At 45.6% G+C, this 14,855-nt stretch carries 16 protein-coding genes and 1 other RNA gene; 10 read left to right on the forward strand and 7 right to left on the reverse strand.

What is annotated here, in order from left to right; genetic code table 11:
• The first annotated feature begins 124 nt into the window (after window positions 1-124).
• Window positions 125-895, forward strand: a complete 771-nt coding sequence (locus CWI84_RS10265) for a DUF3108 domain-containing protein (protein WP_126842498.1) — start codon at window positions 125-127, stop codon at window positions 893-895.
• Here the strand turns inward: CWI84_RS10265 and purN are convergent.
• Window positions 892-1,557, reverse strand: coding sequence for a phosphoribosylglycinamide formyltransferase (purN, locus tag CWI84_RS10270; protein WP_126842499.1), 666 nt, complete (start codon window positions 1,555-1,557; stop codon window positions 892-894). The two genes, CWI84_RS10265 and purN, sit on opposite strands and share 4 nt — an antisense overlap.
• A gap of 2 nt (window positions 1,558-1,559) precedes the next feature.
• Entirely contained in the window at window positions 1,560-2,615 is a 1,056-nt protein-coding gene (purM, locus tag CWI84_RS10275) for a phosphoribosylformylglycinamidine cyclo-ligase (protein ID WP_126842500.1), read from the reverse strand.
• A 151-nt stretch (window positions 2,616-2,766) separates the two neighbouring features.
• Between purM and CWI84_RS10280 the strand changes: the two genes are divergently transcribed.
• The 3 genes from CWI84_RS10280 to ssrA all read left to right on the forward strand — a co-directional run bounded on the left by CWI84_RS10280 (window position 2,767) and on the right by ssrA (window position 5,473).
• Window positions 2,767-3,912: a peptidase C39 family protein gene (locus tag CWI84_RS10280; protein WP_198674513.1), complete on the forward strand. Its 1,146-nt coding sequence runs from the start codon at window positions 2,767-2,769 to the stop codon at window positions 3,910-3,912.
• 57 nt (window positions 3,913-3,969) lie between these two features.
• On the forward strand, window positions 3,970-5,079 hold the full coding sequence (locus CWI84_RS10285; protein ID WP_126842501.1) for an NADH:flavin oxidoreductase: 1,110 nt from the start codon (window positions 3,970-3,972) through the stop codon (window positions 5,077-5,079).
• 34 nt (window positions 5,080-5,113) lie between these two features.
• Window positions 5,114-5,473, forward strand: a transfer-messenger RNA (tmRNA) gene (ssrA, locus tag CWI84_RS10290).
• Between the two features lie 172 nt (window positions 5,474-5,645).
• Here ssrA and CWI84_RS10295 read toward each other — a convergent pair.
• A complete protein-coding gene (locus tag CWI84_RS10295) occupies window positions 5,646-6,956 on the reverse strand; it encodes an MvaI/BcnI family restriction endonuclease (RefSeq protein ID WP_126842502.1) in 1,311 nt (436 codons plus the stop codon).
• A 227-nt stretch (window positions 6,957-7,183) separates the two neighbouring features.
• Between CWI84_RS10295 and dcm the strand changes: the two genes are divergently transcribed.
• Both dcm and CWI84_RS10305 read left to right on the forward strand, forming a co-directional pair.
• The gene (gene dcm / locus CWI84_RS10300) at window positions 7,184-8,557 is read left to right on the forward strand and encodes a DNA (cytosine-5-)-methyltransferase (protein ID WP_126842503.1); all 1,374 of its coding nucleotides are present in this window, start codon (window positions 7,184-7,186) and stop codon (window positions 8,555-8,557) included.
• Between the two features lie 54 nt (window positions 8,558-8,611).
• The gene (locus CWI84_RS10305; protein WP_126842504.1) at window positions 8,612-9,685 is read left to right on the forward strand and encodes a DNA cytosine methyltransferase; all 1,074 of its coding nucleotides are present in this window, start codon (window positions 8,612-8,614) and stop codon (window positions 9,683-9,685) included.
• Window positions 9,686-9,711: 26 nt separating this feature from the next.
• On the opposite strand, the gene CWI84_RS10310 is transcribed toward CWI84_RS10305, so the two are convergent.
• The 4 genes from CWI84_RS10310 to CWI84_RS10325 form a co-directional block, all read right to left on the reverse strand.
• Complete coding sequence (locus CWI84_RS10310; RefSeq protein ID WP_126842505.1) at window positions 9,712-10,434, reverse strand: MAE_28990/MAE_18760 family HEPN-like nuclease; 723 nt, start codon at window positions 10,432-10,434, stop codon at window positions 9,712-9,714.
• A gap of 3 nt (window positions 10,435-10,437) precedes the next feature.
• Window positions 10,438-11,484, reverse strand: coding sequence for a DUF262 domain-containing protein (locus tag CWI84_RS10315; RefSeq protein ID WP_126842506.1), 1,047 nt, complete (start codon window positions 11,482-11,484; stop codon window positions 10,438-10,440).
• A gap of 69 nt (window positions 11,485-11,553) precedes the next feature.
• A complete protein-coding gene (locus tag CWI84_RS10320) occupies window positions 11,554-11,745 on the reverse strand; it encodes a helix-turn-helix transcriptional regulator (protein WP_126842507.1) in 192 nt (63 codons plus the stop codon).
• Between the two features lie 41 nt (window positions 11,746-11,786).
• Complete coding sequence (locus CWI84_RS10325; RefSeq protein ID WP_126842508.1) at window positions 11,787-12,161, reverse strand: hypothetical protein; 375 nt, start codon at window positions 12,159-12,161, stop codon at window positions 11,787-11,789.
• 725 nt (window positions 12,162-12,886) lie between these two features.
• On the opposite strand from CWI84_RS10325, the gene CWI84_RS10330 reads away from it, so the two are divergent.
• From CWI84_RS10330 to CWI84_RS10345, 4 genes are all read left to right on the forward strand, one after another.
• Entirely contained in the window at window positions 12,887-13,120 is a 234-nt protein-coding gene (locus CWI84_RS10330; RefSeq protein ID WP_126842509.1) for a DUF4238 domain-containing protein, read from the forward strand.
• Window positions 13,102-13,395, forward strand: a complete 294-nt coding sequence (locus CWI84_RS10335; protein WP_126842510.1) for a hypothetical protein — start codon at window positions 13,102-13,104, stop codon at window positions 13,393-13,395. Before CWI84_RS10330 ends, CWI84_RS10335 begins: the two co-directional genes overlap by 19 nt.
• Before the next feature lie 658 nt (window positions 13,396-14,053).
• The gene (locus CWI84_RS10340) at window positions 14,054-14,716 is read left to right on the forward strand and encodes a S1 family peptidase (protein ID WP_126842511.1); all 663 of its coding nucleotides are present in this window, start codon (window positions 14,054-14,056) and stop codon (window positions 14,714-14,716) included.
• 34 nt (window positions 14,717-14,750) lie between these two features.
• A partial coding sequence (locus tag CWI84_RS10345; protein WP_133307094.1) for a transposase occupies window positions 14,751-14,855 on the forward strand: 105 nt, incomplete at its 3' end.

Below are 14,855 nucleotides of genomic sequence, written 5' to 3' on the forward strand. Positions count from 1 at the left end.
TAGAGGTCAGACCAGTATGCTGTCACGTTAGATCAGTCATTGTCGATTTTCAAGAAATTTTTGAACGCCTGTTTGATTTTTACTGTCAATAACTCAGAACATAGTAATACAGAGGTTGAGAACCATGTTTAAGGTTGTAAGGAAAAACTGGATTTCCTCGGCATTGATGGCTGCAAGCCTCGCCGCAGTCACTCCTGTGCAAGCGTCTCAGGTTAACGCAGAGCAGCAAGATGTTGTATTAACTCCCTACAGCGCCAAATATGATATTCGCCGTGGCGGTGATTCCTATGGCGATGGCGTTCGAGAGTTAGTAAGAACGGAAGGTGGGGAGTGGCAACTGTTCACGAAAACCGATATTTCTTGGTTCATTCTGTCTGATACCCGTGAACTCAGTGGTCAATTCACGACCACCGCGGGGCATATTCAACCTATCGCGTTTCGCTATAAACGTACTGGGACAGGCTCGGATAAATCCTTTGCCGCGGAATTCCGCCGTGAGCGTGAAACCGTGGTGAATTTAGACAACGGTCGGAATATCAATGTGCCGTGGCAAGATAACCTGCTGGATGAAGCCAGTGTGGTCGAACAGTTACGTTGGGATGTCGCCAAAGGCCAAACGGAATTTGACTATTCGGTGGTGAATGAGAGCGGAAAGCCGGATGAATACCGATACGCGCGAATTGGGGAAGAAACGTTAAGCTTACCCTACGGCAGTGTTGAAGCGGTGAAAATAAAGCGCGTTCGTGATGCAGGGAGTAGCCGCGAAACCTATTATTGGTTTGCACCAACGTTGAATTACAGCTTAGTTAAGCTGCAACAGATCAAAGAGGGTGACGAACAAGCGACACTGCTATTAAAAAGCTTCTCGGTACCGGCGTTAACTGCCGCCGATTAATCGGCGGCGTAGCCTTGTGGACCGAGCGCTTGTTGATCTAACTGCGCTTGCCCGGCGGCAAGCGTAAGACGTCCTTGGCAGAACCAATTCACCACCATCGGGTAAATGCGGTGCTCCTGTTCATGCACACGGGCCTGCAAATCTTCAACCGTATCGCCTGGAAAGATCGGTACTTTAGCCTGCAAAATCACCGGTCCACCATCTAGTTCTTCGGTCACAAAATGGACGCTAACACCGTGCTCTTCGTCGCCTGCTTCCAGCGCTCGTTGGTGCGTTTGGGTGCCTTTGTATTTGGGCAAAAGAGAAGGGTGAATGTTAAGCATCCGCCCTTGATAATGACGGGTGAAGGCGGGCGTTAGAATACGCATAAAGCCAGCCAGTACCACTAAATCTGGACGATAAGTGTCGATTAATTGCTGTAATTCTGCGTCGTATGCTTCGCGGCTGTCAAAATCACGGTGCGATAGAACTGCAGTATCAATACCCGCAGCTTGCGCTTTCGCTAAACCACCAACGCCAGCCTTATTGCTGATAACCGCGACCACATTACCGGCCACCTTACCCGCCTGACAGGCTTGCTGAATGGCTTGCATGTTAGTGCCGGAACCTGAAATCAGCACCACGATACGGCAGTTGCCGTTATGCGACTGTTGCTCGGTCATGGTTAGCGTGTCTCGTCGGCACGTATGTCGACGGCGCTTTCACCCGCGGCTTTTTCTTCGATGGTACCAATTTGCCATGCGTGTTCGCCGCTGGCGTTCAGTAGCTCAACCGCTTTGTCAGCATCGCCAGCGGGTACCGCCATCACCAAGCCAACACCACAGTTAAAGGTGCGGTACATTTCTTTGGTGGTGACGTTACCGTTGTCTTGCAACCAATCAAAAATAACTGGCCAGTCCCAGCTATTGCCATCAATCACCGCTTTCGCGTTGTCTGGCAACACGCGTGGAATGTTTTCCCAGAAGCCGCCGCCGGTAATATGGGAGATCGCGTGTACGTCGACTTGCTTGAGTAGCTCAAGCACCGACTTCACATAAATTTTAGTCGGTGCCATTAGGTGATCGGCCAACGGTTTGCCAGCAAGTTGCGCTTGCAAGTCGGCGCCGCTGACTTCAATAATTTTACGGATTAATGAATAACCGTTTGAGTGCGGACCACTCGAGCCAAGCGCAATCAGTGCATCGCCAGCAGCCACTTTGCTGCCGTCGATAATTTTGGCTTTCTCCACCACACCGACACAGAAACCAGCTAAGTCATAGTCGCCGTCTTCGTACATGCCAGGCATTTCTGCGGTTTCACCGCCAATAAGGGCGCAACCGGATTGTTCACAACCTTCACCAATGCCGTTAACCACATCTGCGGCAACGTCGACGTCCAGTTTGCCCGTGGCATAGTAGTCTAAGAAGAACAACGGTTCGGCGCCTTGGACGATCAGGTCATTCACACACATTGCAACAAGGTCGATGCCGACGCCTTGGTGGCGCTGCAAATCGATGGCTAAGCGCAGTTTGGTGCCGACCCCGTCAGTGCCCGAAACCAATACCGGTTGGTCATAGCCTGCAGGAATCTCACAGAGTGCGCCGAAACCACCAATGTTACCCATCACTTCAGGTCGGTGAGTGCGTTTGGTGACCCCTTTAATACGGTCAACGAGTGCGTTACCTGCGTCGATATCGACACCAGCATCTTTGTAGCTAAGGGAGGGTTTTTGGTCGCTCACGAGAATTCCTCAAAAGGCCATGAAAAAATTGCGCGCTAGTGTAACATGAAGCCCACTCAAAAGGTACGCTGATATCGCATAATAATGCTTGTTTGAATCGCACTTCTCGGCTACATTTCGCGTTCAGAACCCTTGTTTGTGAGTACCTCGGGTGTCAACTCCGCAACACCGCGCTGCCGCACCACGTTTAGTGCGAGCTCAGCGCCACCATGTGACACAATTACTGGCCATTGAACAGCTCAGTTTTACCACTGACCGTTTGAGTCGGCGCAGCTTTTTACGTTTTATCGACCAACAAATCGGCGACTTTTATGTGTTGCAAAGCACTGATGATACTGTGCTTGGCTATGCCATTGTGCTTTACCGTCAAGGCACGCGGTTGGCACGGCTGTATTCAATGGCGGTGCACCCTGATTATCGACGCCGCGGTTATGGTACACAGTTACTGCACTTTGCCGAAGATGCGGCGGAACAGCATCACAGTTTATTTATGCGCTTAGAAGTGCAAGTGGATAACCAAGCTGCGTTGGCGCTCTATCATGGCCATGGTTTTGCCGACATTGACATGCGCCACGAGTATTACGACGACAACAGCGACGCATTGATTCTACAAAAGCTTCTACCGAGCTATGAAAGTGGTCCTGATGTGGTGCCCCATAGCGAACGCATGGTGCCTTACTTAACACAGTCTACGGATTTTACTTGCGGACCAGCGAGCTTACTGATGGCGCTGGCTCATTTTGGAAAGCCGAGCTTGGATCCGCACCACGATGAGCTTGAAATCTGGCGTGAAGCAACCACCATCTATATGACCTCTGGACATGGCGGTTGTGGTCCTCACGGCCTCGCCCGTGCCGCGTTGAGGCGTGGTTTACAGGTGCGAGTGCAGGTCAGTGAAAAAGGCCCGTTGTTGTTAGACTCCGTGCGCAGTGAAGAGAAAAAACAAGTGATGGCACGGATTCAAGAAGCTGACATTCAGGCGCTACAGCAAGCCAAGGTTCCCATCGTGGTTGGCGATTACGATATCACTCGGCTACGCAAGGATCTGGCTGCGGGGCGGCTGGTGATTGCGCTGATCTCGACGTATGTATTTGATAACTTGCGCGCGCCCCATTGGGTATTAGTCTGTGCGGCAGACGATGAATTTATCTACATCAATGATCCTGACCAAGATACCTTACCTTGGCAGTCACCGTCTGAACGGCAGTACCTGCCTGTCCCACACGCGACTTTCAACAAGGCGTTTGGCTTTGGTGGTCGTAAACAAAAAGCCGCAGTGGTGATCGGAATCGATTAAAGTGGCCGTATTACCCCGCATAACGATCGGATTAATCGAAAGGAATAGGGGATTTGTATGAGCTCTGCCTTCAGTGATTTTCATTTGAAAGGACACGATTTTGATAACCGCTTTGTAGTTGCGCCGATGACTCGGACCAGTGCGCAAGCTAACGGCGTGCCTAGTGAATTAATGGGTGACTACTACGAACGCTTTGCGAAGGGCGGTTTCCCGTTGATTATTACCGAGGGAACGTATACCGACCAAGAAGCCAGCCAAGGTTATGAAAATCAGCCTGGCATTAGCGATGCACCGCAAACCGATGGTTGGAAGAAGATTGTTGAACGGGTTCACAAAGCGGGTGGCAAAATGATCCTGCAGTTAATGCATGCCGGTTCACAGTTCCAGTACAACCGATTTACCGACACGCCAATTGCGCCAAGTGCGGTGAAGCCAAAAGGAGAACCGCTAAGCCTGTACGGTGATGTTCCTGGTTGGCCGGAACCGAAGCAAATGGAAGAGCACGATTTTGATATAGTGATGAATGGCTTTATTGGTGCAGTGAATCGCGCCCAAGAAGCCGGCTTCGATGGCGTGGAATTACACGCCGCCAACGGTTACCTATTAAACGAATTCCTCAGTGATTATTTCAATCAACGTGAAGATAAATGGGGCGGGAGCATTGAGAAACGTCTGCAGTTTGTCGAAATGGTGGTGAAAGCGGCTAAGTCGGCGGCAGATGATGACTTTATTGTCGGTATTCGTTTGGGCCAAATCACGGTGACGGATCCCGATTATCAGTGGCCCGGCGGGGCTGAAGATTGGGAAAAGATTGTCAGCCATTTAGCAAAAGCGGGCGTGGACTATATTCACACCACCGACACCGACGTGATGCGCAAAAACCTCAAGGATAGTGATAAAACCTTGGCCGAAGTGGTACAAGAGGTCAGTGACATTGCACTGATCGTCAACGGCAATATCAGCGAAAAGAACTACGAGCATGTTGCTGCGCACTATCCTAATGCGCTGCTGGCCTTAGGGAAAAAAGCGCTGGCGAATCCAGATTTCCCCGAGCGGGTGAAAAACCCAGACCAGGTCAAGGACTTGGATTTTGCCATGTTGCAACCCAAAGCGACCCTTGAAAATGAGTGGAAATGGCGCGAACAGAACGAGGAAAGTGCTAGCTAAATCAGGCGCTTCGCGTTATAATTCGCGCTGCTTTGGGGCTGATTAGGATTCGACGGGATACACGAAACCCAAGGTGCATGCCGAGGTGAGGCTGGCCTCGTAAAAAGCCTCAACATTATAGTTGCAAACGACGACAACTACGCTTTAGCGGCTTAATAACCCGCTTAGCCCGTCCCCCAGCGCTTAGTCTGCGAGACTGGATCAGGACGGCTCGACCTAAAGTAGACTCGCGTGGAGGCTTTGTCCGGAGCTGAAGCGTTAAATCTAATCGGACTCGCCAGTAGCTGAAGCCTGTTAGTCGGCGTCATGCTGGTTAATAAAAAGACTGACTAAGCATGTAGGACCGAGGATGTAGGTATTGCGGACGGGGGTTCAAATCCCCCCAGCTCCACCACATTCCACAAAAAAGCCGCTCACTTGAGCGGCTTTTTTATTTCTGTTGGTAGCCTGTTGCTACTGCAACAGGTCTTAGCCTTAGCGATAACCTGCCGCAACAGCGGCAGGCTACTCGTCTTCGAGGCTATCGAGGAACTCGTTGGTTGGTCAGACTCAGGGTTACCCCAAGATTAATTTTTATTTAGGTACTGCTCTGATAACGTCAAATAAAGGTATTCTAAATTCTTCCAACCCACCCTAAATTGGTTCCTTTTTTTAGGCTTCCACCGACCATCGATCAACTTCATATTCACGCCTGGGTCGTAGTAAATAGTGCTGGTGTATAGCGCACTGAGCAGCTTGTCCAAGCTTGTTCCTTTGCCAAGCGTTATCTTGGGTCCGTATTGGTAATGCACCTGTTCTTCTTTTATGGCGGAGTAGGATACAAAACAGGTATTCGAGTGCTTGTTCTTCCAATGCTGAATGATTTTCTCAAACTTCCAACCTGCGGCTAACTCGCCGGCCGGACCACGCAACATCAAGCCACCTTCAGGATCGGTCACTTTACCTGATTTGGGATCATATCCTTCAAGGCGCATGGTTAGACTGGTTTTGGCATTTTTTTTGCCGACATCATGACGGCTTGCGAAATCTAGCCGTTCAGGCTGAATACGGGTGCCGTATTGGCGTAAGAACGCTTCTAAATCATCAAGGTAGGTGCCAACATTAGGTTCTGGTGTCATGAGCGTAACAGCGCCGCCTGAGTGCGATTTAATTTCCCAATCCATAAAGTCTGGATCTGGTGAGCCGTTTGGGGTGATGCCGAATTGAGCTTCAAGCGTATAGCCAGCACCATTTTGTGCTTTGTATGGAAGTAATTCACCATTGGCGTTGAGTCGGCAAGATTCAATAGGGCCAAGTTCGTAGATTTCTCGCAGCCGCTGTAACAGCTTTTCTTCACTCGATTGCTGGCCGACTTTATATTCGTGAAATATTGAGGCGACAATCGTCGTTTGGCCGCTCTCAATCAGTGCTTTGGCCTCTCGTTGGATTTCGTCGTCCCAACTTGTGCAAAAAGCCCATATAGAGCTTTCGTTTACGCCAAGTATTAGGTATCGGTTTGAGCCTTGTCGTTGTGCCCGTTGCTCCGGTGTCGGAGGCTGCATCAAATGGCTTGGTGCAATATTCCGGTCGCAACCACGCATAAAGCCCGACATGCGGGTTTCAGGGTATTTTGGATAGAGGATGATTTGCGCGTATTGTGCTTTCTGCGTTTCACCGCTAGCCGTTATCCAATAGAAATCCAACGGTGTTTTGAATATGGGGCCTTTTTTACTTACGCCATCCGCATAAACATCCCCGGAAGGGATCGCGCGAATAACCTCGAAATCTGAGCCAAGGTAGATTTGGTTCTTCGAATTATCGTTGTTCGCTAGAGCCTTGATTAAAATCCGTTTGGCTCCGCTGAGCTTCATCTGCTCAATAATCTTCGTTAATTCCATCAACGGGATATCCGCTATTTTTAGCCACCAGCTAGCTACATTACCAATGTGTAAAGTTTAAGTGAATAGCTATTAACATTGTGCGCATTTTCAGAACTAGCACTTTTTAACTGGCGAGACTGACGATTAATTATACACTGTATAAATGATCAGTTTTATGTTGACGTATTGGAACGATTGTGTGATCGTGAATCACAAGAACGTCCTAGGGAGCGAGTGTGTACCAGATGAGCTTGAACACAGAAGAACAACAACGAAACGAAATGGCTGATCTAGAAGTCGTTACCAAGTTACTAGAAATATACGATCAAACGTTCCTTGCTGAGTATTTAAATCAGCTCCCCAATAATCGTTGGACTCGTGAGACAATCAATCGTTGGGTAAAAGGTAAAGCCGCGCCGAGCTTGACTCACACAGAGTACCTGCACCTTCTGAAACTTTTTCCAGAGCCGAAAGTAACACCTGAGAATTGTGATTTCCGGTTTATTGATTTATTCGCTGGAATTGGTGGTATTCGTAAAGGCTTCGAAGAGCAGGGTGGGTTATGTGTATTCACTAGCGAGTGGAATAAATTCGCGGTGCGTACGTACAAGGCCAACTATGCTTGTGACAATGAATATCATCGCTTCAATGAGGATATTCGGGACGTTACGCTAAGCGCTGATCCGTCAGTGTCAGACGAGCAAGCTTACGAGCACATTGATTCAGTCATTCCCGACCATGACGTACTCCTTGCAGGTTTTCCATGCCAGCCGTTTTCGATTGCTGGGGTATCAAAGAAGAACGCTTTAGGCGTCAAGCATGGATTTGAATGTGACACCCAAGGTACGTTGTTCTTCGATGTTGCTCGTATCATAGCGGCCAAGCGTCCACCGGCTTTCGTGTTAGAGAACGTTAAAAACTTGAAAAGCCACGACCGAGGCAAAACGTTTAAAGTGATCATGAAAGCTTTGGATGAGCTAGGCTATGAAGTCGCAGATGCCGATCATGAAGGTCCAAACGACCCACGGATTATTGATGGTGCGCACTGGGTTCCTCAACATCGCGAGCGAATCGTATTGGTTGGTTTTCGACGAGATTTAAATATTCATCAAGGGTTTACCTTAAGAGATTTAAAAAAGCCATCGAAAGCCACAGCACCAAAGCTAGGGGATATTCTTGAACCTGAGGTTGATGATAAGTACATATTGACGCCAAACCTATGGGAGTACCTATTCAACTATGCGAAGAAGCATCAAGAAAAAGGTAACGGTTTCGGATTTGGTTTAGTTGGCCCTAATGATCGAGCGCGTACATTGTCGGCAAGATATTACAAGGATGGTTCTGAAATTCTGATTGATCGAGGCTTTGACCCGAGTAAGCCTTTTGATGATCCGCAGAACGTGGAAAACAGGCCCCGGCGATTAACCCCTTTAGAGTGCTCGCGACTAATGGGGTTTAGCGCACCAAAAGGCAGTGAGTTTGTGATTCCGGTGTCAGATACGCAAGCTTATAAACAATTTGGTAATTCAGTAGTTGTGCCTGTTTTTCGAGCGATTGCAGAGTTGATGAGAGAAAGATTACTAGCTGCTTGTGGAATTAAATTGAAAATGGCGGTTTAATTACAACAATTTGATTTCTGAATATTGGTCAATCTTAATTTATAGAAGATAATAATGAGTCTAGAAAAAGCAATAAATAACAACAGCATAAGAGCGGTAGACCTATTTTGTGGCGCAGGTGGACTCACTCGCGGAATGATTAACGCAGGGATAGATGTTGTTGCCGGATTTGATGTCGATTTTCAATGTAAGTTTCCTTTTGAGTTCAACAATAGAGCTAAATTTATTGAGAAAGATGTCAGTGTTCTTGAGCCAGGAGAAATAAGAACTCACTTAGGACACGAACAATACACAGTGTTAGCTGGTTGCGCTCCATGTCAGCCATTTTCGACTTACAGTCGCTCAACTCAAAAGAAAAAACCAGAACGTGATAAACGTTGGGACTTGTTGACCAGTTTTGAGCACCTAGTATCCAGTTTGGTGCCTGACTTTGTCACGATGGAAAATGTTCCTGGATTAGAAGACCAAAAAGTATTTAAAGATTTTGTTAAAAGACTCAAAAAATTACACTATTTTGTAGATTACAAATTAATTTATTGTCCAGATTATGGGTTGGCACAGACACGAAAGAGACTTGTTTTGGTCGCGGGATTGAATCATAAAGTTGTGATTCCTCCTCCAAGTCACAAGAAGAGTCAGTATAAGACTGTAAAAGACGTTATTTCACATCTTCCATCAATCAAGGCGGGAGAGTTTCTGACTTCGGATCCATTACATCGGTCATCAAAGTTATCAGAACAAAACTTACGACGGATTCAGGCCTCTGCGCCGGGTGGAACATGGTTAGATTGGCCTGAAGAATTGAGGGCTGAGTGCCATAAAAAATCATCTGGAGAGACCTACTTAGGTGTTTACGGGCGGATGAAGTGGGACGAACCATCTTCAACTATTACTACTCAATTTAATGGGTATGGGAATGGGCGTTTTGGACATCCAGAGCAGGATAGGGCAATTTCTTTGCGAGAAGCAGCTCTACTTCAATCGTTTCCCGAAAATTATCAATTTTTTTCTGATCCTAGTAATATTGGTCTAGGACATATCGCTAGAATGATAGGGAACGCAGTTCCTGTATTGTTAGGTGAGTTAGTAGGTAAAGTCATCGTTGATGCAGTAAATAGCGATATCTGATATGGTCACTCCTTGATAATTAATTGTTACGAAGCCATAAACCGTTTTTCGGTTAAAAACTTTTCATATTCATTAATAACAAATGTCAAATAGGCTTTAACGATATCAATTAACTCTCGGAAGTCACTTGATACGACATCACTGCCGCACTCAGTAAAAGATATTGAACCATGTGCGAGCTTATTACGAAGTTCTTTAACTAATCGAATCGGACCTTTATCGTTTTTGAACGGTTTGTTTACTTTAGTGCTTAATGAGCGACTTGGCTTCAAATCGATGCCAAGACTTTTACTGAATTTTTTTATCTCGGTTGTATCCCAATTTCCCCCTCCACCCGGAGGGATTGTCATCGTTACCGGCTTTATTTTTGATACTTGTTCAAATAACTCAAGTGCCTTTTCTAGTCTTTTCTCGTAACTGAGGGGCTCGGATGGGCATGTTATCGCCTTTACGTAAAGACTACGCATATGAACTGTTAATTTTTTTAAATCATTATTAATACCCGACACAGAATGACGTTCGACCGCTTCTATTAAAGTTGATATCGTTGACTCAACAAGGTTATAAAGAAGTAAATAAATACTTGAATACATTATCTTCTGTTGTTCAGGTTTTATGTTGTATGTCAGCCCCGAGACTTGAAAGTTTGCTGCACCTTCACCTGTCGCAACCTCTAATTTAGCCACTAATTCAAAGAATGTTTCAATTTCACTGACTCGATCGTCAAATGTATTTTTAACAAGCTCCATCTGCTACATCTCTAATAGTTTATTTTCAACAAAGTTTATGCGTGCCTTGAGGTTTTTAATTGCATTGGCCCCATCAGATCTCACTACAGCTTTAAACTCACTACTATCCAGCATTTGATTCACGGACGCTTGGTTCACAGTCAAATTGGGGTTCTCTTCTAGAGCTTTATGAACACCAATGGAGATGGATTCAAACCGAGCTCTTGGGCTCGTTTTGCTATTAGGTGTTTTTCTAAATCCGAATTGGAAGTTAGCACGAACGAATTCCAGCATTCGGTTAAATCTATCGTTATATTGGTTTATTAGTTGTGGGTTCTGATCAAAGCAATTATTCATTTTTTTGATATATCGGAAAATAAATGCAGATACATCATCTTTATAATCATCAAGGCCATCAGAGTATGCAAAGAAACGAGATATCAGCTCTTCACGCTCACGTTCTTTCTTTTGTTTAGACGACACTGGAGCCAATTGGATCAATAGCGGATTATTCGCCAGTCCGTTTATAAAGTTCATAAATGAACCTTGGAGTACGCCGCGCCGCACCTCAGCAGGATTGGCTACTTTACTCCCAGTATTAATTCGTTCAAATAAATCGATTCGAGATTCGATATCGGTTGTTTCCGACAAGATTATTCCACGAATCGAGCGATTGAGAATCTTTCGCTGTCGAGACAGAGGGAGACTGAAAAATGTGGTTTCATTGAGCAAATCTAGTCTTTCTAAACCTGATAGTTCTAGTCGATTGCCTAAATATTCTTCAAGCGTGCGTAATCGCTGAGAACCGTCAACTATTTCAAGTTTACCTGTTTGATCATTTTGCCAGAAGAAAATAAAGGGAATAGGAAGCCCGATGATTAATGATTCAATAAACTTCGATTTTCGATTTTTGTCCCATGTAAACTCGCGTTGATAGTTCGGAACGGTGTAATCTTCATTGGCTACTTTTTGAGCCAAAATCTCAACAGTATATTCAGATGTAAAAAAGTCTATTTTCTTCGAATATTCACTGATTTGCTTGTCGATAGCTTCTTTATCCACATTAGTCATTTAGTTTTTTCACCAATATCAATTTGTTCTTAATTTATGGTAAACCATAATACATTTTTTACTAAGTTGCTATTGTGCCAATCGCTCAGCCAGCCGCGATTCCACCCAATCAATCACCTCGCGCTCAACCCAAGCGACTGAGCGATAGCCTAAGTTAACTGGGGCAGGGAACATTCCATCTTTAATCAATCGGTAGATGCTTGAGCGGCTGAGCGTGGTAAGTTTTGAGACGTCCTGAAGCTTTATGAGTTGGTATGACATGTTCTGATCTCCTCTGTTCAGAGGATTTGCACGCCATGTAATTAATTATGCGTTTTGCCTATCGACTCAGCCTGCGGTGCTCTCGCGCATATTCCCAAAGCTTCGCAGCGGCGAATCAACTCCTGACGGTCTTGCTCCATCAGTTCATCAATAGTCGGTGTTGTTATCGGTTGTCGTTCGTAACCATGCAAAGGGTTGATCAAGTAATTGCTCGCTATATTCACTACCTCTTGGCGAATGCGCGTCAGCATAAAAGGGGAATTCAAGCCGCCAAGGTTCTGTTCCGTATAAAAAGCAGCACGACAAACAACGTCACTCCATTCGGTGTGGGTCACGAGGCCTTGCAGCGTTCGCTCATAATCCCAAGCACTGGGTTGAAATCGTAAATGGTTGTACAGCTGGATATAGTCTTTCATTCAACAGCATTAACGTTGCTGATAATTTCGCTAGGGGAGAAGCGAAAACGATCGTTGATGACTTTAATCTGTCGTCAGTTAACTGTGAGTTACAATATAGGTAATAAAGTGACGTTGGCTTAACGCTTCATCCATATAAGACAAATTTATCTCTGCAATATTGCGCGTTTGTTATTGTTTTGTGTACTTAATTCATTTACTCTCAATGACATGAAAAAATTAACGTTTGATATTATGAGCCCTTTAAAATCAAATTGAGCATGTTCATATTAAGATGGCAGACTTAGAGCGTTTCATGGCTTAAATCTTGTTTAGCTCAGTATTTTAGATCTCGGCAACTACTTATTCAACGAGTGACAAACTGAGCATACACATTATACAAATTTTATGCGCCAAACATAGAGATGGCAGCAATAAACTCAACTTAATCACAAGAGGAAAATAGAATGGCGAAGTGTCAATGGATAACCGAAGCTGGAACAGGTGATTTAGTCCTAGTTGCTGACGGAAAAGAATGCGGTCGAATTCCTTTGGATAGTCAAGATACTACAGGGTCTGCTTACTCACTTGCTGACTTAAAAAAGGTCTTGGAATCAGAGTGCGAATGTAGCAGTCATGGCGCATAACAAGTAGCTTAAGGCGTTCGCTGTCCCCTAGCTCGGCGTTAGGCATTTTCCCGATGGGACTGTGGTGATCGTTTGGCGACCAATAAAAACTAACATTTTGTGCCAAGATGCTACCTCCGACCATTTACGCGAGAGGAAGCAGGTAAAGCGATCCGATTGTTCAATATTGATCGAGAAAATTTAGTTGCCAGCGCTGCGGTAAAACACCAGTGCTCTGGCTCTTGCTTTTATGGTGATGACGAAAAGTTAGAAGCTGCGATTCAGTCCGCAGAGCAAAGCTATGCAGGCACCTTGAGGGGAGTCATAAAAGACTATTGGACGATTATCAATTAATTCTTAAGCGATTTTGGTTGCAGCAATATCTTCGAACAGAACCTGCATCGAGACGGGCGGTTGAGATGAATAAGCGGTTCGGAAAACTGGTTGGGGCGGATTCATCCTTCGACCTAGAGATTCGATATGCGGTGGTAATGGTAGTGCATACTTTTGCAGACGAAATTGGAGTATTTGATGACCTGAGCGTATATTTACTCAAAAATACAACTGATTTACCTTTCATTACATCTGATGATCTTGCCGATCTTAACAAATCGGTGGTTCCAATCTGATAGGCGCTTCCGCGGATCAACATTCGGACTAAAGTCTGCGGGGCGTTAGCAATTTTGCCCATTTGTGGGAGCAACATGTTCATCGCTTACGACTCGAATGTATACTCTATCGCCAAGAGTGCTGGTATCGTAATAGGAAGGGAAAGCGATATACATTTTCTCAATCAACTTCAATTCTTGAACTGTCGAGCAAATATACTTCCCGGTCAGGAATATGATGGCCAAGCATTGAGTGAAGGTTTTCAGGCATGTAAAAGCAATCGTCTAAATGAAAGGCATGTTCTCCACTATGCAGTTCTAGACGGTGTAGAAGGTGAGCACAAACGATATCGGGTTATCGACAGCCCCGACGATGAAGACCATAAAGAAGCATTCGTTCACTCACAAACTCTTTTCCCTAGTATGACGAGATGGTCATTGTTGTTGCGATGGAGAAACAAAGGTTTCGGGATGGTAAACGGCACGGGAGTTGGCTGTGTCCGTAGGTCGTACATAGAAGAGCACCGCGGCCCACCATTTAACAAAATGTACACACGGCGCTAGTTAATTATGCCTAACCAGCACAGGTAACACAGGCACAGTGACGCCCTTTACATTGCGCCTTCGGTTTGACTCCAAGGGCGTCCTTGTTACAGATTTTTACGAAATGGAGTAATACTTGAACGATATACCGATATCAACACAATGGACATTGGATGCTGTAGGAGAGATCGGTCGCTCTTCAGTGAATACCGTCTACATGATTGTTTGTTATGCCACTGGCTCAAAGGGGTCTGGTTTTTTGTTGGATAACGGTCTTATTGTAACCAATGAGCACGTCGTAAGAGATTGCGTAGAAAGCCAGATAATTGCGATATCTGCCTTTGGAGAACAAATTCGGATTTCTCAATTCTGGATAGACGCTGATCGCGATTTGGCAATTTTAAGGCCATCTATCAAACAGTCTGGGGGATTAACGATCGCAAGGGATGTTAGTCTCAATGTCGGTGAAACAGTGACAACTTGGGGCTACCCGCTCGGATATAATGGGCCGGCGCCATTGCTATCTGTTGGTTATTTGGCAGGTTTTGTCTCTCACAAAACGACCAACGGAATAAAAAAACATCTGATAGTTAATGGTGCATTTAACTCAGGAAATTCTGGTGGTGCATTATTCAGGGCCTCTGACAATAAAATTATTGGTATTGTTGTAAGCAAGCATGCCCCTATTAGCCAGTATCACCAATCCGCAATCGATGCTTTGACACAAAATAGCAGCGGAGTAGTGTTTAATGCGACTGGCAGTGTAATCCCCCCGGAAAATAGGAGCAGTTATAAGTAGAAAATTCCGTTAAACTAAAACGAAGGAGTTTTCTATGCGCAAATCACGATACACAGACAGTCAGATCTTAGCGATTCTGAAACAAAATGAGAACGGTGTACCCGTTCCAGAGCTTTGCCGTGAACACGGTATGAGCTCG

The sequence above is a fragment of the Idiomarina tyrosinivorans genome, assembly GCF_003987475.1.
Taxonomy (GTDB): Bacteria; Pseudomonadota; Gammaproteobacteria; order Enterobacterales; family Alteromonadaceae; genus Idiomarina; species Idiomarina tyrosinivorans.